Origin of the sequence: Streptacidiphilus rugosus AM-16 (assembly GCF_000744655.1) — a bacterium.
GTDB classification, from domain to species: Bacteria; Actinomycetota; Actinomycetes; order Streptomycetales; family Streptomycetaceae; genus Streptacidiphilus; species Streptacidiphilus rugosus.
Map to the genome: position 1 here is coordinate 422,515 of NZ_JQMJ01000003.1, position 26,305 is coordinate 448,819.

Genomic DNA, 26,305 nt, shown 5'->3' on the forward strand with positions numbered 1-26,305 from the left:
TCTGGCCCCCACCTCCTTTTGGATCAAGACCGAGCTATCTATGGTGGGTAGTAGTAGTAGGCCTTGTGGAAACCGTGGATAACCCCATTCCGCCCTGGTCGGAGCCGCTTTTCTGTCCACACCGGCTGGGGACGGCCGCGGTGGAAAAACTACGCGCTCTGTGGATTCAGCACCCCCTGTGCACAGGGAAGTTGGGTTGTCCCCAGGTTGTCCACCGCTCCGTCCCCAGCTTTTCCCCCGGTTACCCACAGCCCCTGTGGCAACATCACGGAACCCATTTCCCTCGTCCCGGTGAAATGCCTCGTGATGTTGCCGTTCTGTGGACGTCCGTGTGGAGAACCCGGCCATTCCTGGGGATAACCGCCCCGACCCTGGGGACAGCGCGTGGATAACTCGGGCGGGCGGTTGACGCGGCTTCAGTTCTCCACAGCCTGTGGACGACCGCTTCCCACAAGTCCACAGGGGGTTGAGCTGGGACGATCCTCCCAGAGCCGGCCGTCCTGTGGACCGATTCTGGATAACTCCCTTCTCCCCAGGGTGTGGACGGAGCAAAGTCCCCATGGCTGTGGGCGACGCCGTCCGCGGGACCGGGGAAACGACGATGGGGCGCCCCGGAGGGCGCCCCATCGCACGGCAGCGGTCCGCTCGCGGACCCGCCGCGTCAGCTCTTGATGCGGTTGGTGAGCTCGGTCACCTGGTTGTAGATGGCCCGGCGCTCGGCCATCATCGTGCGGATCTTCCGGTCCGCGTGCATGACCGTGGTGTGGTCGCGGCCGCCGAAGGCCGCGCCGATCTTCGGCAGCGAGAGGTCGGTGAGCTCGCGGCACAGGTACATGGCGATCTGCCGCGCCGTCACCAGCACCCGGCTGCGCGACGAGCCGCAGAGGTCGTCCACGCCGAGCCCGAAGTACGCCGCGGTCTGCTGCATGATGACGCCGACCGTGATCTCCGGACCGTCCTCCTCGCCGCCCGGGATCAGGTCCTTGAGCACGACCTCGGCCAACTGCAGGTCCACCGGCGCCCGGTTGAGGCTGGCGAAGGCGGTGACCCGGATCAGCGCGCCCTCCAACTCACGGATGTTCCGCGAGATCCGGGAGGCGATGAACTCCAGCACCTCGGCGGGGGCGTTCAGTTGCTCCTGGATCGCCTTCTTGCGAAGGATCGCGATGCGGGTCTCCAGCTCGGGCGGCTGGACGTCGGTGGTCAGCCCCCACTCGAAGCGGTTGCGGAGCCGGTCCTCCAGGGTGACCAGCTGGCGGGGCGGCCGGTCGGAGGAGATCACGATCTGCTTGTTGGCGTTGTGCAGGGTGTTGAAGGTGTGGAAGAACTCCTCCTGCGTCGACTCCTTGTTCTGGAGGAACTGGATGTCGTCGACGAGCAGGATGTCCATGTCGCGGTAGCGCTGCCGGAAGCCGTCGCCCTTGTCGTCGCGGATCGAGTTGATGAACTCGTTGGTGAACTCCTCGGAGCTCACGTAGCGGACGCGGGTCCCCGGGTAGAGGCTGCGGGCGTAGTGGCCGATGGCGTGCAGCAGGTGCGTCTTGCCGAGGCCCGACTCCCCGTAGATGAACAGGGGGTTGTAGGCCTTGGCGGGGCTCTCGGCGACGGCGACCGCGGCCGCGTGGGCGAAGCGGTTGCTGGAGCCGATGACGAAGGTGTCGAAGAGGTACTTCGGGTTCAGCCGCGCGGCCGGCTCGTCCTTGCCCGGCAGCGCCGGGGAGCTGCCGCTGGAGCCGGTCCCCGGGCGCGGCAGCGGCGGGGAAGCCGGCTGGGCCGTGGGGACGGCCGGGAGCATGCCGCGCTCCGGCTCGCGCTCGTCACGTTCGGCCTGGCCGCGGTCGGCCGGGTAGCCGGACTGGGGCGGCTGGGTCTGCGACGGCGAGGAGGAGAGGTCGGGCGGCGCCGGCAGGTGCCGCTGCGGCGGCTCGTGCTGCTGGGTGGGCGGCTGCGGCGGGAGCTGGACCGGCAGCTGCGGCACGGCCCACTCGTCCTGGTACGCCGCCTGCTGCTCCTGGTACTTGGGCTCCGGGTACGTCGCCTCTTGGTAGTTCTGCTCCTGGTACGGCTGCTGCTCGGCGTACGGGGCCGGCTGCTGCTCCTGGTACGGGGAGGGGTCGCCGTAGTGGCGCTCCGCCTGGTAGTGCGGCTGCTGGGGGCCGAACGGCGGGGTCTGCTGCGGGTAGCCGTAGGAGTGCGGCGGCGGGGTCGGCTGCTGCGGGGCCTGCGGCTGGTAGACGGCGGGCGGCTGCGGCACGGGGCCGGGCTCGGGGGCCATCAGGCCGGCGTTGGCGTCGACGACGACCGCGATCAGGATCGAGCGCCGGAACTCCTGGCCGAGCAGCTCGGTGATCTGCTGCACCAGGCGGCCCTCGAGCACGCTCTTGCCGTACTCGTTGGGCGTGGCCAGCAGGGCGGTGTTGTGCATCATCCCCATGGGATGCGTCTGCTGCAGCCAGTGCTTGTCCTTGGCCCCGACCTCCGGATCGCTTGCCAGTCGCTCGACGACTCGCGCCCAGGCGGAAGCGAGATCGTTGGTTGTGTCAGCCACTGGTGCACGCCTTCGCTGGCTTGGTCGGGGCAGGAGATCCTTGGAGAGTCTGTCAACGGTAGGCGGCAGGCGTGCCCCGGTTCAAGTTGTTGTCCACAGGCTGTGGGCGACGTGTCGCGGCTGGTCCGTGGGCGGAAGGTCCGGGCAGGTCCGGGCCGGTTTGACCCGTGGACCCCGTTCCGCGTACCGTAACGAGGTCGAGTTGTCGATGGCCGCTGCCGCATGCCCGCGGAGTCTCCGCAGCCGAGGCGCGCAGCTACGGGCGTCGTGGATCACCGTACAGAACGGGTTATGGGGATCGCGCGGACGCACGGTGACGGCCAACCGATGTATCGCCGCCCCTTCGATTGACCCTGGAGTTACCCCGTGAGCAAGCGCACTTTCCAGCCGAACAACCGCCGTCGCGCGAAGACCCACGGCTTCCGCCTGCGGATGCGTACGCGTGCCGGTCGTGCGATCCTCGCGGCTCGCCGCGAAAAGGGCCGCGCCCGTCTTTCCGCCTGATAACCGCCTGATCACCAAGGTCGTGCTGTCGTGCTGCCCTCCGAGTATCGGCTGAGGCGGCGCGAGGACTTCGCGACCGCGGTACGGCGGGGCCGCAGAGCCGGCCGCCCGCTGCTCGTCGTGCATCTCTCTCCGGCCGGTTCCACCGGTCCGGAGGGGGGCGCGGCGACGGAGCCTGCAAACCCGCATGGCGCCGGGGGGAACTTTCTCCCGGCGCGTGCGGGTTTTGTTGTCAGCAAGGCTGTGGGGGTGGCCGTGGTCCGCAATCGCGTCAAGCGACGACTTCGTCACCTCATGGCCGAGCGTATGGGCGACCTGCCCGCAGGTAGCCTGATAGTGGTACGCGCGCTTCCCTCGGCCGCCGAGGCGGAGTACGCGGACCTGGCACGCGATCTGGACTCCGCGTTGCGCAAACTCAAGCCCTCATCGCCGACGGGAGCAGGGCCGTGACGTACCTGCCGTGGCTGGTGGTCGGGCTGGTCGCCCTCTTCGCAGGGAAATACCTGTTGCTGGGGCTGATCAAGCTCTACCAGTGGACCATCAGTCCGCTGCTGGGCCCGGTGTGCCGCTACCACCCGTCCTGTTCCCGTTACGGGTTCGAGGCGATCAAGGTGCACGGCGCGCTGAAAGGCACCGCCCTGACCGCCTGGCGCATCCTCCGGTGCAATCCGTGGAGCGCCGGCGGCTTCGACTACGTCCCGGAACGAAAGCACCCGGTCTGGTACCGGCGGCTTCGGAAGCCGGTTCCCCCGACCACTGCCCAAGGAGTCTGACCCGTGGGGTTCCTCGATACCATTCTCAAACCCCTGTACTACGGCGTCTCCTGGGTCGTGGTGCAGTTCCACACCGTGTTCGGGGCGATCTTCGGCAAGGACTCCGGCGCGGCCTGGGGCCTGTCCATCGTCATGCTGACGGTGCTGGTGCGAGCGGCGATGATTCCGCTGTTCGTCAAGCAGATCAAGTCCATGCGGACCATGCAGGCGCTCCAGCCGAAGATGAAGCTGATCCAGGAGCGCTACAAGAACGACCGCCAGAAGCAGTCCGAAGAGATGATGAAGCTCTACAAGGAGGCGGGTACCAACCCGGCTGCGAGCTGTCTTCCTCTTCTGGTGCAGTCCCCGTTCTTCATGTCGCTGTACGGCGTGCTGAAGAACGTCTCTCAGGACAAGGCCGTCGGTGTGATCACCGGCACGCTGTTGACCAGCGCCAACGCCGCCGTGATCTTCGGTGCGCCGATCTCCGCGACGTTCGTCGGGTCCAGTGAGACCAGTGTGAAGGTCGTCACGGCGATCTTCATCCTGACGATGTGCTTCACGCAGTTCCTCACCACGCGCCAGCTCATGACGAAGAACGTCGACCTCACGGTCAAGACGCCGTACATGCAGCAGCAGAAGATGATGATGTACGTCCTCCCCGTCATCTACATCTTCTTCGGTATCAACATGCCGGTCGGTGTCCTGATCTACATGGTCACCTCCAACGCGTGGACGCTCGGTCAGCAGCTGGTCATCATCCGTCGCAACCCGACCCCGGGCTCCGTCGCCTGGAAGGAGCGCCAGGCGCGTCTGAAGGCCGCTGGCAAGCTGAACGCGGACGGGACCGAGATCAAGACCTCGGTGGCCTCCCTGGTCAAGGGCGGCACCGCCGCTCCCGAGGACGCCGAGCCCGAGCAGGTCGCGGTGCGGGTCCAGCCGAAGCGGCAGACCAAGGCCAAGCGCGCCTCCGGTGGCGGTGGCGGCGGTGGCGGCGGTCAGCAGTCCGGTGGCGGTGGGGGCGGTACCAAGACCGCGCCGGCCCGCGGCCGGGCCACCGGGGGTGCCACTCGCACCCAGGGCACCGGCGGCCAGTCCTCGAACAAGAAGAAGTCCTGAACCTCATCTCCCACCCCCTACTGATCATCGAAGGAGTCGATCCGTGACGGACGGCACCGTGGCCCCCGCCGAGGGCGCCTCGTCCAAGAGCGAGCTGCTGGCCAATCTGGAGCAGGAGGGGGAGATCGCCGCCGACTACCTGGAGGCTCTCCTCGACATCGCCGACCTGGACGGCGACATCGACATGGACGTCGAGGGCGATCGTGCCTCCGTCTCGATCGTCGGTGAGGGGCCGGGCGCCGCGCGTACGCTTCAGCGCCTGGTCGGCCAGGACGGCGAGGTGCTGGAGGCCCTGCAGGAGCTGACCCGTCTGGCGGTGCACCGGGAGACCGGAGAGCGCAGCCGGTTGATGCTGGACATTGCGGGGTTCCGGGCGGCCAAGCGTGCGGAGCTGACCGCGCTGGGCGAGCAGGCGGCCAAGGACGTGAAGGAGAACGGCGAGCCGGTCCGGCTGCGGCCGATGACCCCGTTCGAGCGGAAGGTCGTCCACGACGCCGTGGCCGCGGCGGGTCTGCGCAGCGAGTCGGAGGGCGAGGAGCCCCAGCGTCGCGTGGTCGTGCTCCCGGCCTGATCGGTCCTCCGGCCGATCGGTACGTCTGAAGAGTGGTAGCGGGATTCGTCCGGCCCCGTTCGCAGTTCTGCTGCGGGCGGGGCCGTCGTGAGTAGAGGAGTGGTGCGGCGTGGTGGAGGCCCAGCCCGAGGAGTTCGACACCGACCTCGGGGAGACCCCGGCGGTCGCTGCGGAGATCTTCGGCGAGCGACTGGAGCTGGCCGAGCGTTACGCCGCCCTGCTCGCGGACGCGGGTGTCCGGCGCGGCCTGATCGGTCCACGTGAGGTGCCGCGGCTGTGGGAGCGGCACATCCTCAACTGCGCGGTGCTGGGTGAGGCGCTGCCGGACAAGCGGTCACTCTCGCTCTGCGACGTCGGCTCGGGGGCGGGCCTTCCCGGCATCCCGGTGGCGCTGGCCCGGCCCGACGTGGAGATCACCCTGCTGGAGCCGCTGCTGCGCCGCACGACTTTCCTGGAGGAGGTCGTCCGGGAGCTGAGCCTGGCCAACGTCACCGTGGTGCGCGGTCGTGCGGAGGAGATGGTCGGCAAGGTCCAGGTCGACGTGGTGACCGCGCGTGCGGTGGCGCCGCTGGACCGGCTGGCCGGCTGGGGGCTGCCGCTGCTGCGCCCGTACGGGCAGATGCTCGCGCTCAAGGGCGAGTCGGCCGAGCAGGAGGTGGCCGAGCACAAGGCCGCCCTGCAGAAGCTGGGCGCGGAGACGTGGTCGGTCGAGGTGATCGGCGCGGAGGTGGTCTCCACGCCGACGCACGTGGTGCGGGTCCAGGTGGGCGAGAGCCCCGGCGGTGTGCGGGCGGCCGCGCGCCGTGCGAAGGCGGCGAAGGCCGCCCGTGGCGGGGCTCGGCGCCGGCGGTAGCGGCGGAAGGATTTCATGATCGGCAAATGCTTCACGTGAAGCACTTTGCGATCATGGAGCCCGATCAAGATCCATAACTGTTTCACGTGAAGCATTTAGTGATCTTGGTCGCGCTCCAATGGGTTGGGAGTGACGGAGTGTCGAACCGTCAGATTTGACGTAAAACGGGCATCGTGTTGCTCGTGAAACGTCGCTCCCTGCTCTCCGGCATCCTCAGCCGAAGCCGCGAGGCCGCCAACCGCACCCGTCCTGCCCGTCCTTCGAGTGAAGATCTCGCACCCAGGGGGCCGGAACGTCCCCAACTTCCCCCCAGGCCCCGTGAGCTGCGCGATGATTCTCACGACAGCCCGGAGCGCGAGGGGGGCGGACCCATGTCTGCACAGCACCTGTCAGCACAGCAGCACCTGTCGACGCAGCATCCTGCCGCCGTGGAACCAGTGCCGGGCCCCAGGACGCAATCTCCGTTCGACGACCCTGATCGCAGTGTCCATCCGGCACCGTCGCATGAAACACTGACGGACATGCAGGACTCCGACACTCCGCCGCTCGCGGACGACACTCCCATCGCGCGCGCCGCGCAGGCCGCTGTCTCCGCGATGACGCGGGTCGGCGAGCCGCTGCCGCGCCCCGCCCAGACCAGGGTGATGGTGGTCGCCAACCAGAAGGGCGGGGTGGGCAAGACCACGACCACGGTCAATCTGGCCGCGTCGCTGGCTCTGCACGGCGCGCGGGTCCTGGTCATCGACCTCGACCCGCAGGGCAACGCCTCCACCGCGTTGGGCATCGACCACCACGCCGAGGTGCCCTCGATCTACGACGTCCTGGTGGAGGGAAAGCCGCTCGCGGACGTCGTCCAGCCGGTCGTGGACGTCGAGGGGCTCTTCTGCTGCCCGGCGACCATCGATCTGGCCGGCGCGGAAATCGAGCTGGTCTCGCTGGTGGCCCGGGAGAGCAGGCTGCAGCGGGCCATCGCCGCATACGAGCAGCCGCTCGACTACATCCTGATCGACTGCCCGCCCTCGCTGGGTCTGCTGACGGTCAACGCGATGGTGGCCGGCCGCGAGGTGCTGATCCCGATCCAGTGCGAGTACTACGCGCTGGAGGGCCTCGGCCAGCTGCTGCGGAACGTGGACCTGGTCCGAGCCCACCTCAACCCGGATCTGCACGTCTCCACCATCCTGCTCACCATGTACGATGCGCGCACCCGGCTTGCCTCCCAGGTGGCCGACGAGGTGCGTGGTCACTTCAGCTCCGAGGTGCTGCGGACCAGCATTCCCCGGTCGGTGCGTGTCTCCGAGGCCCCCAGCTACGGGCAGACGGTGCTCACGTACGACCCGGGTTCCAGCGGTGCGCTCTCCTACCTGGAGGCCGCCAAGGAGATCGCGCTTCGCGGCGCGGAGGCGGATGCCGCAGCCGCCGAGGTGGCCTATGCGGCAGGGGCGTCCGGGGTCTATCCCCAGCAGCCCCGCATGATCGACCAGCACAGCACGATGGAGGGGAACCGGTGAGTGAGCGTCGTAGGGGTCTTGGCCGTGGCCTGGGAGCACTGATCCCGGCCGCAGCTTCACCGGTCGGTGCCCCGACCGCCCCCGGGACCCCTTCTCCCGCGGCCGCGCCGGTGCTCGGGTCCGAGCGCGGGATCGCCGCGGTGAAGATCGCCGGACTGAACGGCGCGGGCTCGTCGGCGTCGGTTCCGGTCAGCACCATGGAGCGCGAGCCGGAGTCGGTCGACACCGTGCGGCCGGAGGAGGACCCGAGCGGGCTGCGGCCGGTCGAGGGCGCCTGGTTCGCCGAGCTTCCGCTGGAATCGATCACACCCAACCCGCGCCAGCCGCGTGAGGTGTTCGACCCGGAGGCGCTCAACGAGCTCGTCATCTCCATCAAGGAGGTGGGCCTGCTCCAGCCGATCGTGGTGCGCCAGGTCGGCTCCGAGCGCTACGAGCTGATCATGGGCGAGCGCCGTTGGCGCGCGAGCCGTGAGGCCGGCCTGGACGTCATCCCGGCCATCGTCCGCTCCACGGACGACGAGAAGCTGCTCCTGGACGCGCTGCTGGAGAACCTGCACCGCGCCCAGCTCAACCCGCTGGAAGAGGCGGCCGCCTACGAGCAGCTGATGTTCGACTTCTCCTGCTCGCAGGGTGAGCTCGCGGACCGCATCGGCCGCTCCCGCGCCCACGTGAACAACACGCTTCGGCTGCTGAAGCTGTCGCCGTTCATCCAGCGCCGGGTCGCGGCCGGGGAGTTCGCCGGGGGTCACGCCCGCGTGCTGCTGACGGTCGAGGACGAGGAGCTGCGGGAGAAGCTCGCGGCGCGCATCTCGCCGGAGGGCCTCTCGGTCCGTGGCCTGGAGGAGATCGTCGCGGTCATCGGCTTCGACGAGAACCCCGCCTCCCGCAAGCCTCCGGCGGCCCCGCGGGCCGGGCGTCGGATCTCCCCGGCCTTCGCCAGCCTGGCCAACCGGCTCTCGGACCGCTTCGACACCCGGGTGAAGGTCGAGCTCGGCAAGAACCGAGGCAAGATCGTGGTGGAGTTCGCCTCGGTCGACGACCTCGACCGCATCCTCGGCTCCTTCGCCCCGGGCGAGGGAGCGATGCTCCGCCAGGGGCTGGAGGGCGATGGCGGCCACGCCGAGGCCATCGAGGAAGACCAGGACTGACCTGCACTCAGCTCCCCCGAGGGACCAAGATCACGAAATGCTTCACGTGAAGCACTTTGAGATCTTGGTCCCTTCGTCTTGAGCGGGCTTGGAGCGTGAGGGCTTCTGCATGCGAGCGGGCGTGGCTAGGCTGCGCCCCGAGGAGGCAGCCATGGAGAGGCAGCACCGGAGTACGGAACGCACGTCACAGGTCGCGCTGATCGCCCTGGGGTTGGGCGTCGGCGGTGCGGCCGGATTCCTCGGCGGACTGGTGCGTGATCGCGCTGCCGTCTCGGGCCGGGTGCGCCTATCGTGGATGCATGGGACGCAGGCTGGTACCGCTCACTCTCGACTCGCTCGCCGATCTCCCACTGCCCTGTCGGTCCTGTGTCTTCTGGGAGCTGGATCCGGTCAGTGGTGAGGCTGCCGTCAAGGACGGCCAGGCCGAGCTGGAGAAGGAATCCTGGATCTCCGCCGTGCTGCTGGAGTGGGGTTCCTGCGGACGGATCGCCTATGTCGACGACGTCCCGGCGGGCTTCGTGCTCTATGCACCCCCCGCCTATGTGCCGCGATCGCTCGCCTTTCCGACGAGCCCGATCGCGCCGGACGCCGTGCAGCTGATGACGGCTCGGGTACTGCCGGGCTATCAGGGGCAGGGCATCGGGCGGACCTTGGTGCAGACAGTCGCCAAGGATCTGGTGCGGCGCGGCTTCAAGGCGATCGAGGCCTTCGGTGACTCCCGCTGGGAGGAACCCAGCTGTGTACTGCCGACGGATCACCTGCTGGCGGTCGGCTTCAAGACGGTGCGACCGCATCCCCGCCATCCGCGCCTGCGGTTGGAGGTGCGCTCGGCGATCTCCTGGAAGGGCGAGATGGAGGTGGCCCTGGAGCGGCTCCTCGGGGCGGTCCAGAAGGAGCCCTCGCTCCGGCCGCTCTGAGCCGTCCCGTGCTCGTCCACGGATGCCGGTGCCCTCTGCCGCTCAAGATCTTCAACTGCTTCACGTGAAGCACTTTGCGATCATGAAAGCAGTCCAAGATCACGAAATGCTTCACGTGAAGCAGTTGAAGATCTTGGTCAGGCGAAGGCCGCCGGAAGGTGCAGCACGCCGGTGGGTGCGTCGTCCTCCGGGGGAAGGTAGACCCGCTGGACGGCCACGGCGATCGCCTCGACCGCCTGGGCACGCACCTCGGCCGAGCGCAGCCGCTCCGCGTCCGAGGCATTGGTGAGGTAGCCGAGCTCCAGGCGGACGCAGGGCATCTTCGTGGAGCGCAGCAGCGTCCAGGTGCGGGCATGGCTGCGGAGGTCGCCGAGGCCGCAGCGGGCCACCAGCTCCCGCTGGGCCAGCCCGGCGAACTGCTTGCCGGTGTGGGACCAGCGCCCGCGGCTCTCGTCGCCGTAGTAGTAGCTGGCGACCCCGCCGATGCCGGGGTTGGTGTGGCCCTCCAGATGGAGCGAGATCATGAGGTCCGCACCGGTCTGGTTGGCGAAGCGGGCACGCTCGGTCTCGTCGGGGGCGGTGTCCGCGGTGCGGGTCAGATAGGTGCGCACGCCCAGCGCGGTCAGGCGTCCCTCCAGCCGGCTGGTGATGTCCCAGACGATGGCCGCCTCGTCGGCCTCGTGCGCCTGGATGCCCGGATCGGTGCCGCCGTGGCCCGGGTCGATCACGATGACTTTGCCGTTCAGCGCGGGCCCGGAGTGGCGCAGCATCTCGGTCTCCCGCATCACGTGCGGCGCGCCGCCGACGACGGTCCGGGAGAGACGTTCGAGGACCACGTAGGTGGTCGGCCCGAGTGTGCCGTCCGGGTGCAGACCCATGTTGCGTTGGAACTCGCCGACCGCCTGGGCGGTGGCCGGGCCGTAGATCCCGTCGACGCGGCCGGGGGTGAAGCCCATGTCGAGCAGCCGCTGCTGGAGATGGGCGACGTCGTCGCCGACCTGCATGCTGCTGGGGGTGTAGCTGAGCACGCGATCGCCGAGCCGCCAGCGGGCCTCGTTGAGGTGACGGTAGGTCTCGGGGCCGACGATGCCGTCGGTGGTGAGCCCACGCTGCTGCTGGAAGTGGCGGACCGCCGCGTCCACGGCCGTGTCGAAGAGGGCCTCGGCCGAGGGGATGTGACGGCCCTGGCGGACCGGCGGCGCCTCCGGCAGCAGGCCGAGCAGGCCGAGCTTGAACCGGATCTCGGCAACGGCGGGACCGCTGTCCCCGAGCTTCCAGTGGTACGCGTGAGAAAGGCGCTGCTGGGACATAGCCAAGATCGTACGCCGCAGCCCCCATGTTTCACGTGAAACATGGGGGCTGCGGTGGTGAAGATCCTTTGCGAGTGGGTACCCGCGCAGGCCCTACTGTCCCAGGAACTCGGCCAGGTCACGCAGAAGGGCGCTCTTCGGCTTGGCGCCGACGATGGTCTTCACGACCTCGCCGTTCTGGTAGACGTTCATCGTCGGGATCGACAGGACGCCGTACTTCGCCGGGGTCTCCGGGTTCTGGTCGATGTCGATCTTGGCGATGGTGAGCTGGTCCGCGTACTCGGTCGCGAGCTCCTCCAGGATCGGGGCGACCTGGCGGCACGGGCCGCACCAGGTGGCCCAGAAGTCGACCAGGACGGGCTTCTCGCTCTTGAGGACCTCGGCGTCGAAGGTCGCGTCGGTGACGGTGATGGTGGCGCCGGCCACGGGGGTCTCCTCGGGTTTGCAGGTGCAGGTCGTGTGGTGGTGCGGGGCCCGCTGTCGGGCAGGCGGGCGGCCGTTGGGCCGGTGGGTCAGACCGCGGCGGGCTGCTGCTCGGCCTCGGCATGGGCCAGGGCGGCGAGGTAGCGCTCGGCGTCCAGGGCCGCGGCACAGCCGGTGCCGGCCGCGGTGATCGCCTGACGGTAGGTGTGGTCGACGACGTCGCCCGCGCCGAAGACGCCGGAGACGTTGGTGCGGGTGGACGGCGCGTCCACGCGCAGGTAGCCCTCGTCGTCCAGCTCCAGCTGGCCCTTGAAGAGCTCCGTGCGCGGGTCGTGGCCGACCGCGATGAACAGACCGGTGACGGCCAGCTCACGGGTCTCGCCGGTCTCGGTGTCGTTCAGGGTCACCGAGCTGAGCTTGCCGCCCTCGCTGTGGAGCTCCGCGACCTCGCTGTTCCAGGCGAAGGAGATCTTCGGGTCGTTGAAGGCCCGCTCCTGCATGGTCTTGCTGGCGCGCAGCTCGCCGCGGCGGTGCACAACGGTGACGGACTTGGCGAAGCGCGACAGGAAGGTCGCCTCCTCCATGGCCGTGTCGCCGCCGCCGACGACGGCGATGTCCTGGTCGCGGAAGAAGAAGCCGTCACAGGTAGCGCACCAGGAGACGCCGCGTCCGGAGAGCTCGTCCTCGTGCTCCAGACCGAGCTTGCGGTGCTGCGAGCCGGTGGTGACGATGACGGCCTTGGCGCGGTGGACCGTTCCCTCGGAGTCGGTGACCGTCTTGATGTCGCCGCTGAGGTCGACCGCGATCACGTCGTCCGGGATCAGCTCGGCGCCGAAGCGCTCGGCCTGGCTCCGCATGTTGTCCATGAGCTCCGGGCCCATGACGCCGTCGCGGAAGCCGGGGAAGTTCTCGACCTCGGTGGTGTTCATCAGGGCGCCGCCGGAGGAGACGGAGCCCTCGAAGACCAGGGGCTTCAGCGAGGCACGTGCGGTGTAGAGAGCGGCCGTGTAGCCGGCCGGGCCTGAACCGATGATGATCACGTTACGGACGTCGCTCACTGAATCTCCTGAATGCTTCGCACCGGGGCTGAACACTTCAACCTTTGGGCTGCCGGGTTCCACCCCCGTCAACGGTTCCCAAGTGTCTCGCATTCCCGGCGCTTCACGCGCGCGGCACCGACTGCTGGAGCAGAACGACCGGAGAAGTGCAGGAGTCCTGGACGAGATACACGTCCCAGCGGTGCGCCGGATCGTCCTTGTCGGGGTAGAGCAGAGCGAAGACCTCGACACCGAGATAGCGCCCGACCCCCTGGAGCTCGGGGGGCGTGGACTGCTTCGTGGCGTTCAGGACGCAGGCGGGGGCCGTCGGTTCCGGCGCGGAGGACAGCCTGCCCGCGTCAGGATGCGTCGTCCGGCCCGAGGCCGACGGCGCCGAGGAGGCGAAGGGCGCTGCGGAACCGTTGGCAGCGGTGGCGCCGGGCCCCCCGGCCGAGTTCATCCGCAGGGTGTGGTCGCGCGCCAGCTGCTGGATCTGACCGCTCAGGCCGGCCTGGGTGAACTCGTAGCCGGGCGCCGGGGAGGCGGCGGGGTGAACCGGCCCGGAGACGCTGCCCGCGGCGCTGCTGCTGGCGCCGCCGTCGATGTCGCCGCCACTGGAGACGGCGAGGCCGATGCCCCCGGCGGCCGCGAAGATCGCCAGTGTGGTCAGGGCCCGGCGCAGCCGTGTCCGGCCGCGCGAGCGGCCCGCCGGACGGTTGTCCGCCGGACGGCGACTGGACTTCTGCAGGCCTGCCGCGCTGCCGACCGCGTCGTCGTCCGCTGCCACGTCCGTCGCGTCCGTCGCCGTCACCGCGGGCGCCGGTGCCAGGTTGGCCGCTTCGGCTTCTGCTGCCTCGGCACCACCGGCTTCGGCACCCCCGGCGTCGGCACCCCCGGCTTCGGCAGTCTCCGCAGCGGCGGGGCGGGCGGCCTCGGCGGCCAGGACGGCGTCGAGGCGTGCGGCGACGTCCTCGGGCATCGGGCCGGGATCGGGTTCGGCGCCGAGCAGCTCGCGGAGCTCGACCAGGGCGTCGTGGACCTCGCGGCACTCCGGGCAGTCGCCCAGGTGCGCGGTCAGCTCGGCGCTCTCTTCCGCGGAGAGCAGGCCCTCGATGTGATCGGAGATGAGCTCGGCCTCGGGGTGGGCCGGGTGCACGGTGGACTCGCTCATGCCTTCAGCTCACCTCCTGCTGCCTGGGTCGCGGTCGCTCCTGCCGATGGGACGTGTCTCCCGGCAGGTGGGTTCCCCTGGTCCCTCGCGTGTCCTCGGGAGTCGCCGGGGTCGGGGTTCCGCCGTTCAAGATCGCTAACTGTTTCACGTGAAGCATTTAGCGATCTTGGTCCGTCGGCGCCGCGCAGATGGCTCAGATGGGACAGCAACTTCGCTCTCGCCCGTGCGCAACGGCTCTTCACCGTGCCGACCGGAACGCCGAGCACCTCGGCCGCCTCCGCGACGGGATAGCCCTGCATGTCGACCAGGACCAGCGCGGCCCGCTGTTCCTGCGGCAGCGTCGACAGCGCCTCCGACAGCTCGCGGCGCAGCTCGCCGCGCTCGACGGAGACGTCCGCGCCCTCGTCGTGGCCGGCCGCCTTCTCCAGTGCGCTCTCGTCCTCGACCAGGCGGACCCGGCGGGTCGCGGCGCGCCGGGCGCGGTCCAGGCAGGCGTTGACGACGATCCGGTGCAGCCAGGTGGTGACCGCCGAGCGGCCCTGGAAGGTGTGGGCGGAGCGGAAGGCCGAGATCATCGCGTCCTGGACGGCGTCCGCGGCCTCCTCCCGGTCGCCGAGGGTGCGCACGGCGACGGCCCAGAGCCGGTCCCGGTGGCGGCGGACCAGCTCGCCGAAGGCGTCGGGATCGCCCTCCAGATGGCGACGCAGCAACTCCGCGTCCTCGACCGGCTCGGTCACCCTGCCCTCCACCCCCTCGGCGTCATCGGGACGTCCGTACGAAAGTCGGGGTCAAGCCTGCCATCCCGGAGGTGTCCGCGTCAGCCCGCTGTCTCGATCAGTGGCTGTGACGAAGAGCCCAGGCAACGGGCGGCGGACCGGCCCCGACCGGTCCGCCGGGGCCCGGCCCGCTGTCAGCCGAAGACCTGGATCTCGGAGATGCCGCCCCGGAAGTGCCCGGCCTCCGTGGGGTCCGGCGGCAGCGAGGTGACGTGGACCAGGATGTAGCGGGTCTTCACCGGGGTGGCCAGCACACCGCTGTCCAGCGCGGTGCCGGAGAGCAGTCCGCTGTTGCTGATGCGCTGGCTGAAGCCGCCCAGGTCCGCCGGAGGGGTGGCGCCGGAGGCGTCGCCGGGCGCGGCCAGGATCTCCATGGTCTGCCCCGACGTCGGGATGGTGACCTTGACCTCGGAGACGCTCTGGACGCTGCCCAGGTCGACCAGGATGCCGCTGCCGTCCTTGCGAGGGGGCAGGTTTCCGAAGTTGGCGTAGCCCTGGTAGCTGGAGGTGGTCCAGGCGGTGGTCGGGTTGCCGTCCGCGGCCAGGCTCGCCTGGTTGCCCGCTATCGCCTCCGCCAGCGGGGAGAACTCCGTCGCCCCGGCGATCGTCAGCCGCTTGAGCGCGGGATGGCTCGCGCCGCCGTCGCCCGGGTGGTGGCCCGTGGTGCCCTGGTCGAGCTGGGTGTTGCCGGTGCTGGGGTTGGTCGGGGACATCAGCGCCTCGGCGGTGCCCCAGCTGCCCAGTCCGATGGCGCCCAGCACGACCAGGGAGACGACCCACTTGAGTGCCTTGCCGGAGCGTCCCGGCAGGGCCGGTGGCAGCGGCCGGGCGGCAGTGGCGGTCGGTCCACCGGGACCGCCGTGCGCGCCGCCGTGCGGGCCGGAGGCGGCCCCGGCCGACGCGGCGGGCTGCTGTCCGGCCGGACGGTGGGTCGGGTAGCTGGGCAGGACCAGGGGCTCGGGAGCCGGCTGGCGGACCTTCGGCAGCGCCGCGACGGCCTTGGCCAGGTCCTGCGGTGTGGTGATCGGTTCCAGCTTGCCGCCCGGCTCCGCGCAGAGGGTGCGCGCGGTGAGGTCGGACAGGCCACGGTTCACACCGGCCCTGACCCGCTCGGCCGGAACGGTGCCGAGGCTGCGCGGCAGGCCCTGCAGCCCGTACCGGTCCTCCGGGTAGGGCCAGCGGTGCGTGAGGGCGGCGAAGAGCAGGGTGCCGATCGCGCGGGTGTCCTGGAGCGCGGCGTCGGCGCTGTCCTCGGGGTCGAGTCCGCGCAGCGCCGCGTTCACGGCGATGCCGTCGATCCGGTACTGGCCGCTGTCCGTGCGCAGCACGGAGGCGGGCGTGAGCCGCAGATGGGCCAGGCCGCGCCGGTGGGCGGCGGCCAGCGCGTCGGCCAGCTGACGCACCAACTGGTAGGCGTCGTAAGCCTCCAGCGGCTCCTCGAGGAGCAGCTTGTCGAGGCCGGTCGCGTCGGGCAGCCACTCGCGGACGATGTAGACGATCCCGCCGTCCTCGACCGCGTCCAGCACCTGCACGAAGCGCGGATCGCCCAGGAGGGCGGCCTGGCGGGCGGCGGCGAGCGTCGCCTTGGCCCGCGGATGACCGGCGGAGAGCAGGTGGACGCCGACGGCTCGGCGAAGCTTCTCGTCCGTGGCGCGCCAGGAACTGAACACGCCCGCCTGGGTGATGCACTCCTCCAGCCGGTAGCGGGAGGCGATCCGGTCGCCGCTGTGGCGCTCGGGGGCGGAGGGCAGCGGGGCGGCCGCCCCTGGCGCGGCGGTCTTGTCGGCGGTCTCTTCCGGGGTCGCCGCGGCGGCGGGCGCGGTGGCGTCGCTCCCGTCGGCGGGCTCGGGCTCGGAATCTGCGGCGGCCTCCGACGCGGGGGCATCGGCCGCTTCTTCTTCTTCGGCCGGCTTGTCGTCGGTCGGCTCCACCGGGGTCGACGCGCCGGCCGGCTTCTGTTCGCGCGGCTTCTCGTCGGTCGGCTCTTCGGCCTCGCCCTCCGCCGCTTCGGCCGCCGACGCCCCTGCCGTCGGGTCCGCCGACGCCTCTGCCGCGGTGTCGCGTCGCGCTTCAGCGCGCTTCCCGAACACGGCAGTTGGTTCGTCGTCAGGAGGGGTGTCCGCGGCGGCCAGTTCGGCCGCCAGCGCTGCGGCGGACAGTGGCGCGGTCGACTCCGCCGCCCTGTCCGTCGGCTTCTCGTCCGCCCGAGGGCCGCCCGTGGTCGTCCCCACGGCCGTCTCGCTGCGCTCTGCCACCGTTGTCCTGCCTCCCCAAACCGCACTGCCATCGATCATGTTCCGAGCCCACGATCAATTGTGCCAACTCGCTCCCCCAGGTACGACCGTCGGAGGGGCACCTTGGTTGCTCTGGTGAGCCGAATCGTGCGGTAGGTCCTCAGCGTCCGATTTTCGCGCGAACCATGCCGAGAAGCGAGTTGAGCTCCTCGATGCGCATCCGCTGCGCGATCACGACGAAGAGGGCCAGCTGGGCCAGCCCGCCCACCGCGACGGCGGCGATGCCGCCGACACGGCCGTGGCCCGCCACGTCCAGCACCGCGAAGCAGAGACCCGCGCCGACCAGGGCCGGCACGATGCTCGCGCCGACGAGCTTCGTGTAGGTCTGCTTGATCCGCTGACCGTCGAGGTCGCCGATCCGGCGGCGCAGTCGCGGCACCGCCACCATCAGGCCCACCACGTAGGCGAGGCCGTAGACGAAGGCCATGCCGGTGACCGCCCACTTCGAGGGGAGCAGGCCGTAGCAGATGACCGAGAGGAGCGCCTGGCTGACGGCGACCCAGACCGTGTTGTAGAAGGGCGTCCGGGTGTCCTCGTACGCGTAGAAGCCGCGCAGCAGCACGTACTGCGCGGAGTACGGGATCAGCCCGAGCGCGAAGGCGGAGACCATGTAGCCGATCGACACGTTGTTGTAGATCAGCGCGCCGATGGCAGGACCGAGAGCGAGGAAGGCGAAGGACGCCGGGACGATCGCCACGGCGGAGGTGCGCAGACCGTAGGAGAGGTCGTCGCGCACCGCCGTGCCGTCCTCGTCGGCCGCGGCCCGCGAGATGCGCGGCAGCACCGCGCTCATGATCGAGACGGTGATGACGGCCTGCGGCAGCTGCCAGATCAGCAGGGCGTTCTGGTAGGCGGCCAGACCCTTGCCGCTGTCGCCCGACGCGACACCGGCGGCGGTGGCGAGCTGGGTGACGACCAGGAAGCCGACCTGGTTGGCGAGCACGAAGAGGAAGGTCCACTTGGCGAGCTTGGCCGCGTGCCCGAGCCCGTGGCCGCGCCAGTCGAAGCGCGGCCGGAAGCGCAGGCCCGCGCGGCGCAGGTAGGGCAGCATCGCCAGCGACTGCACGACCAGGCCGAGCAGCGTGCCGATGCCGAGCAGCCGGATGCCCGCCGCGGGGATCGCCATGTGGCCCGGCTCGCCCATGTGGGTGCTGGTCCACGGTCCGTAGACCCAGATGAACATCGAGAAGGTGAAGATGATGACGATGTTGTTGAGGACCGGGGTCCACATCATCGGGCCGAACTTGCCGCGCGCGTTCAGGATCTGGCCCATCACCACGTGCAGACCCATGAAGAAGATCGTCGGCAGGCAGTAGCGGGCCAGGGCGACGGTCGCGTCCGCCGACTCGGGGGTCGACATCGCGGTGTTGGAGACCATCCGCACCAGCAGCGGGGCGGCCACCACGGTCACCAGGACCACGAGTCCGAGGCCGACGACGACCAGGGTCAGGAGTCTGTTGGCGTAGGCCTCGCCCTCGTCCTCGTCGTTCTTCATGCTGCGGACCAGCTGCGGCACGAACACCGCGTTCAGGGCTCCGCCGCCGACGAGGATGTAGAGCATGGTGGGCAGCGTGTTGGCCACGCTGTAGTTGTCGCCCAGCGTCGCGACGCCGATCGCGGCCGCGATGATCATCGTGCGCAGGAAGCCGGTGCCGCGCGAGACGAGGGTGCCCGCCGCCATGATCGCGCTGGAGTTGAGGATGCTCGCGACCTTGCCCTTGGGCGCGGCCGCCTCGGTCGCGGCCGAGGCGTCGGCCGAACCCGCGCCGGCCGGGTCCTCGCCGGAGCGCTGCGGCAGATCGGCCGGGACCAGCAGCGGGATGGTGCTGGTGGCCTCGGCCACCGAGTCGCCGCCGGCCTCGCCGTAGAGGCTGGGTCCGCTGTCGCGGAAGAGGAAGTCGTAGGCCGCGTCCTGCTCGTGCTGCTGCCGCGCCTGGGCCTGCTCGCGCGCCTGCTGGCGCCGTCCGGCCCCGCTGATCAGCTCGTCGACGCCGACGTACGGCTGCTCCTCGCCGCCCGGCTGCTCCGGCCAGGGGCTGTGCCCCGACTGCTGCGGCGGAAGCGGCTGGCCCTGCGGAGGCTGAGGGTGCTGAGGAGGCTGGGGGTGCTGCTGCGGGTCGTGGTAGGCCTGGCTGAAGCCCTGGGGCTGGTGTGGCTGCTGGTACGGCTGCTGCGGGTGTGGCTGCTGGTACGGCGCGTACTGCGGCTGCGGGGCGTCCACGGCCGGGCCCGTGTGGGACTGGGCCTCGAAGGGCCGGGCGTCGAAGCTCTGCTGGTCGTACGGCTGCGCCTGCCCGTAGGGGTCCGTCGCGTAGGGATCGTGCGCATAGGTCTGATCCAGGTACGGATCAGGCGCATGCCCGTCGCTGCCCTGCGGGGTCCTGCCGTCGCGCGGCGCGCTCATGCGTCTCTCTCCGGATCGATGCGTTCCAGTGCCCGTAGCGGGATGCCAGGTTCCAGATTCCAGGTGCCAGGTGCCTACCCTCTCACCTCTCGGACGCCCTACGGCGTCTCACGGCTCCTGGATTTCGGGGTTCGCGGCTTCCAGCGCCGCATTCTTCTTCCGCTTCCAGTACAGCCGCAGCCCGGCCAGCACGACCAGCAACCCGCCGCTCGCGATGACGGTGATCACCCCGGTGGAGACCGACGTGACGTTGACGTTGAACGGCAGCTCGGCGATCGGCTTGGTGGGGTCCTGGGTGCTGTACAGCGTGGCCATCATCGGGACGGTCCCGTTCGCCGTCGTGGTGACCTTGAACTTGAACGTGCTCTTGGTCCGCCCGCCCGCGATGGTGACGTCGTAGTCGACCGAGTCGACCTGCAGACGCTTCGGGCTGGAGCTGTACAGCGAGAGCCGCAGCTTGCTCACGGTCTGCTGGAGGTCGTTCTCGACCGAGACCGCGACCTGAGCCGAGGAGTTGTTGCCCGGCACGACCACGTCGGTCGCCTTGGGGATGATGGTGACCGCGTTCTGCAGCAGCCTCATGAAGTTGTCGGCCGACTGACTGTAGGTGTCGGCGGCGGACCGCTCTCCGCGCCAGCCCGTGGAGACCGAGCGGACCATCGCCGCGCCGAAGGGCTCCCGCAGCCGGTCCGGGCGGGTCAGGATCTGCTGCAGGGTGGCCAGACCGTTCCCGATGTTGTTGACCTGGTCGAAGACCGTGCCGCTCAGCTCGCTCTGGCGCGGGCCCGCCGGGTAGCTCGACGGTACGGAGGTGTTCGCGCCGTCCGTCGCACCGGCGGCGACGACCGCGTTCAGGTCGGCGGTGGTCAGCCACTTGCCGGTCTGGGCCTCGGTCAGCGCCTTGGCCAGGGTCTGCGCGGTCGCCGTCGACATCTGCCGCGGGGCCTGGACCACGATCGAGCGCTGCTCGTTCGGGCGCTCCTCGGTGATCTTCAGGGTCTCGGCCAGGAACTGCTGCGTCGCCGCGGTCTGCCGGGCCTGGGTGGAGAGGTCACCGGCGAAGATGTCGGACAGGGCGCCGTCCGCGACCACCGCGGTCATTCCGCCGCCGATCGGGCGGGCGGCGTTCGGCGTGAAGTTGAGATCGCCGGTGTCGGGCAGCGAGGCGCCGTTGACGATGATCTGGTTGTCACCCATCGACTTCGCGACCTTGACGATCGAGGAGTCGGTGTAGCCCTGGTAGGGCCAGGCCAGGTTGTGCGCGGCGTCGACCTGGAGCCGGTCCAGGCCGAGCGCCCCGGCGGTGAGCGGCAGCAGGGTGCTGAGCTGCTGCCTGCCGGCGGCGTTGTGGGCGAGGGAGGCGATGTCAGGATCGGCGTAGGGCAGCGAGACCACGTCCGGCTTGCCCGCCCCCAGCGTGGTCTGCAGGCTGCTGAGCCAGGCCGCGGCGGCCTTCGACCCCGTCCCGGGCTTGACGCAGTTGCAGCCGCTGTTGGCGCCCTGGCTGTCGTCGGTGGTGGCGACCTGGTAGGGCTTGGTCATCGCGTAGACCGTGTCGATCAGGTCGGGATCGATCACCCAGGTCGGATGCAGGCCGGGGTAGGTCTGGTTGATGCCGGCCAGCTGGTTGAGCCGGCCCTCCTGGGCGAGCGAGGCGGCCAGGTCGTCGTCGGTGAAGACGGGTTCCTCGACGTGGGTCGAGGGGTCGATGTACGTCTGCGCCTGGATCTTGGGGGACTCGGTCAGCGGCCAGAGCGTGGCGACCTTGGTCGGCTTGTCGCTGGAGTTCGCGGCGTGGATCGGCAGGAAGGTCCGGGCGATGCCGAGCGCGGGCTTGCCCTGGTTGACCCGGTCCGCCGTCTGGGCGTCGATGCCCAGGGCGTAGACGCCGTCCGGCTGGGAGCCGAAGAGCTTGCTGACGGGCGCGGTGATGGTGAAGTTCGCGCTGGCGCCGACGGCCAGGGTGCCGATCTTCGCCTGGAGCGCCGAGTCGGTGAGCTCGTCGCCGTCGTCGGAAGAAGGGGTGGGCCCGGCTGCCGCCGTGTCCTCGATCGCGGACCGGGTCCCCAGGGCCTTGCCCGTCGTGGTCAGACCGACGTGGAGCCCGTCGAGCACGGAGCGGCCGTGGTTGGTGACCGTGCCGCTCAGCGACACCTGTCCGGTCGGGGCGGGCGCGGAGGGCGTCACTGTGTTCAGCGTCACGGCGACGGTCGCGCTCGACGCCATGGGCGCGAGGCCGGTGCTCTGGGGGGCGGTACCCACGGCGAGGGGAACCGCGTCGGGCGTCAGGTTGATCTGCGGGGCCGCCTCGGCGGCTGGAGCCAGCGTCGGACCGGCCAGCAGGACCAGGCCGGACGCGAGCGTCAGCCGCCCCCAGGCCGCCAGCCTGCCACCGCGTCGCACTCGCGCGCGAAGGGTTCCGCCGTCCGTTGCCGCCTCGCCCACGCGCCCTCGCCGTTCTTGTCGCTGTCCCCAGGGATGCTCGCCGCGCGTTGCGCGCCCTGGCATGGTAACGACGCCGGGTGGCCCTGTGTGCCGCTGGGCAGGCCCGGATGGGGGCGGAAGCGCAAACTTGTTCCCGTGCGCCCGGTCGGATTGTGCGGCGGCCGGGCGCCTGCTGGGTCCCGCCTGGGTATCCGCTGTGCCCCGACCGCCGCCGCCGCGGGCGGCGACGGGCGGTGGCAGGCGTTCGAGCGGCCATAACTGTGCAGCGCCGGGGCCGTCGGGCCCCGTACCCTTGTCTGTCGTGTCCCACGCTATGCCGTCCGGCTTCCCCGCGCCCGAATCCGCCCCCGCCGCCTCCGTCGTTCCCTCCGCTGCCGCTGTTCCGGCCGCTGCCGACGACGCCGCGCTGAGCGAGACGCAGGCGGAGCAGGTCAGGGAGATCCTGCGCGCCTACCCGGTCGCCGTGGAGCTGGGCGAGCGGTTCCGTGAGGCCGGCTTCGCGCTGGCGCTCGTCGGCGGCTCGGTCAGGGACGCCCTGCTGGGACGGCTCGGCAACGACCTGGACTTCACCACGGACGCTCGGCCCAAGGAGATCCTCAAGCTGGTCAAGGGCTGGGGCGAGGCGATCTGGGACGTCGGCATCGCCTTCGGCACGGTCGGGGTGCGCAAGCACGACCTGCAGATCGAGATCACCACCTACCGCTCCGAGCTCTACGACAGGAACTCGCGCAAGCCCGAGGTGACCTTCGGCGACACCATCGAGGAGGACCTGGTCCGGCGTGACTTCACGGTCAACGCGATGGCGGTCGCGCTGCCCGAGGTCGTCTTCGTCGACCCGCACCGCGGTCTGGCCGACCTGGCCGAGGGCGTGCTGCGGACCCCGGGCACGCCCGAGGCCTCCTTCTCCGACGACCCGCTGCGGATGCTGCGCGCCGCACGCTTCGCCGCCCAGCTCGACTTCGAGGTGGCCCCCGAGGTCGTCACCGCGATGACGGACATGGCGGACCGGATCGACATCGTCTCCGCCGAGCGGATCCAGGGCGAGCTCAACAAGCTGCTGCTCTCGCTGCACCCGCGCAAGGGCCTGACGCTGCTGGTCGACACGGGCCTGGCCGCCCGCGTCCTGCCCGAGCTGCCCGCGCTCAAGCTGGAGCTCGACGAGCACCACCGGCACAAGGACGTCTACGAGCACTCGCTGACGGTGCTGGAGCAGGCGATCGCCCTGGAGGCGACCGGCGAGGGCGAGGGCAGGCCGGACCTCACGCTGCGGCTGGCCGCGCTGCTGCACGACATCGGCAAGCCCCGCACCCGGCGCTTCGAGCAGGGCGGCGGCGTCTCCTTCCACCACCACGAGCTGGTCGGCGCGAAGATGACCAAGAAGCGGCTGCGGGAGCTGAAGTACTCCAACGAGCTGATCGCTGATGTCTCCCGGCTGGTCGAGCTGCACCTGCGCTTCCACGGCTACGGCGGCGGCGAGTGGACCGACTCGGCGGTCCGCCGCTACGTCCGCGACGCGGGCCCGCTGCTGGACCGGCTGCACAAGCTGACGCGTTCGGACTGCACCACCCGCAACAAGAAGAAGGCCGCCGCGCTCTCCCGGACCTACGACGGCCTGGAGGAGCGGATCGCGCAGCTCAAGGGTCAGGAGGAGCTGGACGCGATCCGCCCGGACCTCAACGGCGACCAGATCATGGCGCTGCTCGGCCTCAAGCCGGGCCGTGAGGTCGGCGAGGCGTACAAGTTCCTGATGGAGCTGCGCCTGGAGCAGGGCCCGCTGGGCGAGGAGGCCGCGCAGACGGCGCTCAAGGAGTGGTGGAGCGCCCGGAACGCGTGAGCGTGGGGGCGGCGTCCCGCCAGGGGCGGTGGGCTCCGTAGGCGAGGGCGGTGGCGGCGTAGAGCGCCGCCGCCGTCAGCACGACGGGGACCGAGCGGCCGGACACCGGCAGCACCAGCGCGCAGAGCGCGGCGGCGGCCACCAGCGCGCCGTTGAACAGCACGTCGTAGAGGGCGAAGACCCGGCCGCGGTAGGCGTCGTCGACGCCGCTCTGGACCACGGTGTCGGTGCTGATCTTCGCACCCTGGGTCAGCAGGCCCAGGAAATAGGCGGCCGCCATGGTCGGCCACGGCGTGAAGAAGAGCCCGAGGGCGGCGGTCAGCACCGCGCCCAGCGCGCAGCAGAGCGTCAGCCAGCCGGGGACGGTGAGTCGGCGGCCTGCCCAGGGCGTGAGCGCGGCGGCGCTGAAGTATCCGGCGGCGGAGGCCGCGAGGGCGGTGCCCAGCCAGCGGATCCCGCCGGCCTGGTCGCTCGGCGCGACGAAGGTGTTGCGGCACAGCATCAGCAGGACGACCAGCAGCAGCCCGTAACAGAACCGGCAGACCGTGACCGCCCCGAGCGCGCGGGCAGCGGGCCGCCGCTCGCCCAGCAGGTGCCGGACGCCGTCGACCAGTCCGCGTGCGGTGTCCAGGACGGCGCTGCGGACGGAGGTCCGCGTCGCCTCGTCCAGCTCGGCCCGGTCGGGCCCGAGCGCGTCCTTGCCCAGGGTGGAGGCCGCCAGCGCTGCGGAGGCGTATCCGAGCCCGGCGAGGCAGACCAGCAGCGCGTTGCTCCACGGCCCGGCGGGCAGCCCCAGCCGGACCAGGAACGCGCCGCCGCCCCGACGGTCGCGGCGAGGGTGCCGGCGGTGGGCGCGAGCGAGTTGGCGCCGATGAGCAGGTTGTCGGTGACGACATGCGGCAGTGCGGCGGAGAGCCCGGACAGCACGAACCGGTTGACCCCGGTCACGGCGAGCGCGGCGATGAAGAAGACGGCGGTGGGAGCCTTCGCGGCGACGAGTGCGGCGGTTCCGAGGCAGAACACCAGCCGCAGCAGGTTGCCGCGGACCAGCACCTGCCGTCGCCGCCAGCGGTCCAGCAGCACCCCGGCGAAGGGGCCGACGACGCTGAACGGCAGCAGCAGGACCGCGAAGGCGGAGGCGATGGCGGTGGGCGTCGGCTGCCGCTCGGGCGAGAAGACGACGTAGGCGGCGAGGGCGGCCTGGAAGACTCCGTCGGAGAACTGCGACAGCAGTCGGGTGGCCAGCAGTCGACGGAAACCGCGGAGCGCGAGCAGCGCGCGGAGTGAGGGGGACGTCGACACCGGCCAAGCGTGGCACGGCGGACCTGCGGTTGCACGTGAACGCGAGCAAGATCGCTAAGTGTTTCACGTGAAGCATTTAGGGATCTTGGTGCAGGCGAGCCAGGGGCGAGCCGGTGGCAACAGCCAAGGGGCGCGAGGAACTGCGCGACAAGCCACCGTGTGTGGTGACTCGCCGGACGAGCAGGGCCATCCGCAGTGGATGGTTGCTCGCGCAGTTCCTCGCGCCCCTGGGGGGTGCTGCTTAGCGCTCGACCTCGCCGCGGATGAACTTCTCGACGTTCTCCTTGGCCTCGTCGTCGAAGTACTGGACCGGCGGGGACTTCATGAAGTACGAGGACGCCGACAGGATCGGGCCGCCGATGCCGCGGTCCTTGGCGATCTTCGCGGCGCGGACCGCGTCGATGATGACGCCGGCCGAGTTCGGGGAGTCCCAGACCTCGAGCTTGTACTCCAGGTTCAGCGGGACGTCGCCGAACGCGCGACCCTCGAGGCGGACGTAGGCCCACTTGCGGTCGTCGAGCCACGCCACGTAGTCGGACGGGCCGATGTGGACGTTCTTCGCGCCCAGCTCGCGGTCGCGGATCTGCGAGGTGACGGCCTGCGTCTTGGAGATCTTCTTGGACTCCAGGCGCTCGCGCTCGAGCATGTTCTTGAAGTCCATGTTGCCGCCGACGTTCAGCTGCATGGTGCGCTCGAGGATGACGCCGCGGTCCTCGAACAGCTTCGCCATCACGCGGTGCGTGATGGTCGCGCCGACCTGGGACTTGATGTCGTCACCGACGATCGGCACGCCCGCCTCGGTGAACTTGTCCGCCCACTCCTTGGTGCCAGCGATGAAGACCGGGAGGGCGTTGACGAAGGCGACCTTGGCGTCGATGGCGCACTGGGCGTAGAACTTCGCCGCGGCCTCGGAACCGACGGGCAGGTAGCAGACCAGGACGTCGACCTGGCGGTCCTTGAGGACCTGGACCACGTCGACCGGCTCGTCGGCGGACTCCTGGATGGTCTCCAGGTAGTACTTGCCCAGGCCGTCCAGCGTGTGGCCACGCTGCACCTGGACGCCGGTGGAGGGCACGTCGCAGATCTTGATGGTGTTGTTCTCGGACGCGCCGATCGCGTCGGCCAGGTCGAGACCGACCTTCTTGGCGTCCACGTCGAACGCGGCGACGAACTCGACGTCGCGGACGTGGTAGTCACCGAACTGCACGTGCATGAGGCCCGGCACGCGGCTGTTCGGGTCGGCGTCCTTGTAGTACTCGACACCCTGCACCAGCGAGGCGGCGCAGTTGCCGACACCCACGATGGCTACGCGAACCGAACTCATTCCGGTTGCTCCTTGTTGCTCGTGAGACTCGCGCTGCGGCACGAGTCTCTGCCTTCTCAATGCGG

Annotated in this window: 20 protein-coding genes and 1 pseudogene; 10 read left to right on the plus strand and 11 right to left on the minus strand. The window is 70.3% G+C overall.

Features of this window, described 5'->3' with window-relative positions:
• Positions 1 to 661: 661 nt before the first annotated feature.
• A complete protein-coding gene (gene dnaA / locus BS83_RS05360) occupies positions 662 to 2,548 on the minus strand; it encodes a chromosomal replication initiator protein DnaA (RefSeq protein WP_037601493.1) in 1,887 nt (628 codons plus the stop codon).
• A gap of 366 nt (positions 2,549 to 2,914) precedes the next feature.
• On the opposite strand from dnaA, the gene rpmH reads away from it, so the two are divergent.
• From rpmH to BS83_RS05400, 9 genes are all read left to right on the plus strand, one after another.
• Positions 2,915 to 3,052, plus strand: a complete 138-nt coding sequence (gene rpmH, locus BS83_RS43560; RefSeq protein WP_034089364.1) for a 50S ribosomal protein L34 — start codon at positions 2,915 to 2,917, stop codon at positions 3,050 to 3,052.
• Positions 3,053 to 3,082: 30 nt separating this feature from the next.
• On the plus strand, positions 3,083 to 3,502 hold the full coding sequence (rnpA, locus tag BS83_RS43565) for a ribonuclease P protein component (protein WP_037601496.1): 420 nt from the start codon (positions 3,083 to 3,085) through the stop codon (positions 3,500 to 3,502).
• Positions 3,503 to 3,528: 26 nt separating this feature from the next.
• Positions 3,529 to 3,825 (plus strand): membrane protein insertion efficiency factor YidD, encoded by a 297-nt coding sequence (yidD, locus tag BS83_RS05370; RefSeq protein ID WP_037602691.1) that lies wholly within the window; start codon positions 3,529 to 3,531, stop codon positions 3,823 to 3,825.
• A gap of 3 nt (positions 3,826 to 3,828) precedes the next feature.
• Positions 3,829 to 4,923, plus strand: coding sequence for a membrane protein insertase YidC (gene yidC, locus BS83_RS05375; protein ID WP_051942663.1), 1,095 nt, complete (start codon positions 3,829 to 3,831; stop codon positions 4,921 to 4,923).
• Positions 4,924 to 4,966: 43 nt separating this feature from the next.
• Positions 4,967 to 5,494 carry a Jag family protein gene (locus BS83_RS05380; RefSeq protein WP_037601499.1) on the plus strand — a complete coding sequence of 176 codons (528 nt, stop codon included), beginning with the start codon at positions 4,967 to 4,969 and terminating at the stop codon, positions 5,492 to 5,494.
• A gap of 112 nt (positions 5,495 to 5,606) precedes the next feature.
• Positions 5,607 to 6,347, plus strand: coding sequence for a 16S rRNA (guanine(527)-N(7))-methyltransferase RsmG (gene rsmG, locus BS83_RS05385; RefSeq protein WP_037602695.1), 741 nt, complete (start codon positions 5,607 to 5,609; stop codon positions 6,345 to 6,347).
• A gap of 371 nt (positions 6,348 to 6,718) precedes the next feature.
• Entirely contained in the window at positions 6,719 to 7,855 is a 1,137-nt protein-coding gene (locus tag BS83_RS05390) for a ParA family protein (RefSeq protein ID WP_084713151.1), read from the plus strand.
• Positions 7,852 to 9,003, plus strand: coding sequence for a ParB/RepB/Spo0J family partition protein (locus tag BS83_RS05395; protein ID WP_037601505.1), 1,152 nt, complete (start codon positions 7,852 to 7,854; stop codon positions 9,001 to 9,003). The genes BS83_RS05390 and BS83_RS05395 overlap by 4 nt, the downstream gene beginning before the upstream one ends.
• 299 nt (positions 9,004 to 9,302) lie before the next feature.
• Positions 9,303 to 9,920: a GNAT family N-acetyltransferase gene (locus tag BS83_RS05400; RefSeq protein WP_037601508.1), complete on the plus strand. Its 618-nt coding sequence runs from the start codon at positions 9,303 to 9,305 to the stop codon at positions 9,918 to 9,920.
• A gap of 137 nt (positions 9,921 to 10,057) precedes the next feature.
• Here BS83_RS05400 and BS83_RS05405 read toward each other — a convergent pair whose 3' ends face one another.
• From BS83_RS05405 to BS83_RS05440, 8 genes are all read right to left on the minus strand, one after another.
• Positions 10,058 to 11,230: an N-acetylmuramoyl-L-alanine amidase gene (locus BS83_RS05405; RefSeq protein ID WP_037601511.1), complete on the minus strand. Its 1,173-nt coding sequence runs from the start codon at positions 11,228 to 11,230 to the stop codon at positions 10,058 to 10,060.
• 93 nt (positions 11,231 to 11,323) lie between these two features.
• Complete coding sequence (gene trxA / locus BS83_RS05410) at positions 11,324 to 11,656, minus strand: thioredoxin (protein WP_037601515.1); 333 nt, start codon at positions 11,654 to 11,656, stop codon at positions 11,324 to 11,326.
• Positions 11,657 to 11,742: 86 nt separating this feature from the next.
• Positions 11,743 to 12,711 (minus strand): thioredoxin-disulfide reductase, encoded by a 969-nt coding sequence (gene trxB, locus BS83_RS05415; protein ID WP_037601518.1) that lies wholly within the window; start codon positions 12,709 to 12,711, stop codon positions 11,743 to 11,745.
• 103 nt (positions 12,712 to 12,814) lie between these two features.
• Positions 12,815 to 13,861: an anti-sigma factor family protein gene (locus BS83_RS41445; RefSeq protein ID WP_051942664.1), complete on the minus strand. Its 1,047-nt coding sequence runs from the start codon at positions 13,859 to 13,861 to the stop codon at positions 12,815 to 12,817.
• Positions 13,858 to 14,598, minus strand: a complete 741-nt coding sequence (sigM, locus tag BS83_RS05425; RefSeq protein WP_232248061.1) for an RNA polymerase sigma factor SigM — start codon at positions 14,596 to 14,598, stop codon at positions 13,858 to 13,860. Before sigM ends, BS83_RS41445 begins: the two co-directional genes overlap by 4 nt.
• Positions 14,599 to 14,771: 173 nt before the next feature.
• Positions 14,772 to 16,568 (minus strand): protein kinase family protein, encoded by a 1,797-nt coding sequence (locus BS83_RS05430; protein WP_037602702.1) that lies wholly within the window; start codon positions 16,566 to 16,568, stop codon positions 14,772 to 14,774.
• A gap of 463 nt (positions 16,569 to 17,031) precedes the next feature.
• Positions 17,032 to 19,335 (minus strand): murein biosynthesis integral membrane protein MurJ, encoded by a 2,304-nt coding sequence (gene murJ, locus BS83_RS05435; RefSeq protein ID WP_037601521.1) that lies wholly within the window; start codon positions 19,333 to 19,335, stop codon positions 17,032 to 17,034.
• Between the two features lie 108 nt (positions 19,336 to 19,443).
• Positions 19,444 to 21,738: a DUF6049 family protein gene (locus tag BS83_RS05440; protein WP_051942665.1), complete on the minus strand. Its 2,295-nt coding sequence runs from the start codon at positions 21,736 to 21,738 to the stop codon at positions 19,444 to 19,446.
• Positions 21,739 to 22,093: 355 nt separating this feature from the next.
• On the opposite strand from BS83_RS05440, the gene BS83_RS05445 reads away from it, so the two are divergent.
• Entirely contained in the window at positions 22,094 to 23,614 is a 1,521-nt protein-coding gene (locus BS83_RS05445) for a CCA tRNA nucleotidyltransferase (RefSeq protein WP_084713153.1), read from the plus strand.
• Here BS83_RS05445 and BS83_RS05450 read toward each other — a convergent pair.
• Together BS83_RS05450 and BS83_RS05455 are read right to left on the minus strand one after the other, a co-directional pair.
• A pseudogene (locus BS83_RS05450) lies at positions 23,583 to 24,916 on the minus strand (MFS transporter). The gene BS83_RS05445 and the pseudogene BS83_RS05450 overlap by 32 nt on opposite strands.
• A gap of 241 nt (positions 24,917 to 25,157) precedes the next feature.
• On the minus strand, positions 25,158 to 26,240 hold the full coding sequence (locus tag BS83_RS05455; protein ID WP_037601522.1) for an inositol-3-phosphate synthase: 1,083 nt from the start codon (positions 26,238 to 26,240) through the stop codon (positions 25,158 to 25,160).
• Between the last annotated feature and the right edge of the window lie 65 nt (positions 26,241 to 26,305).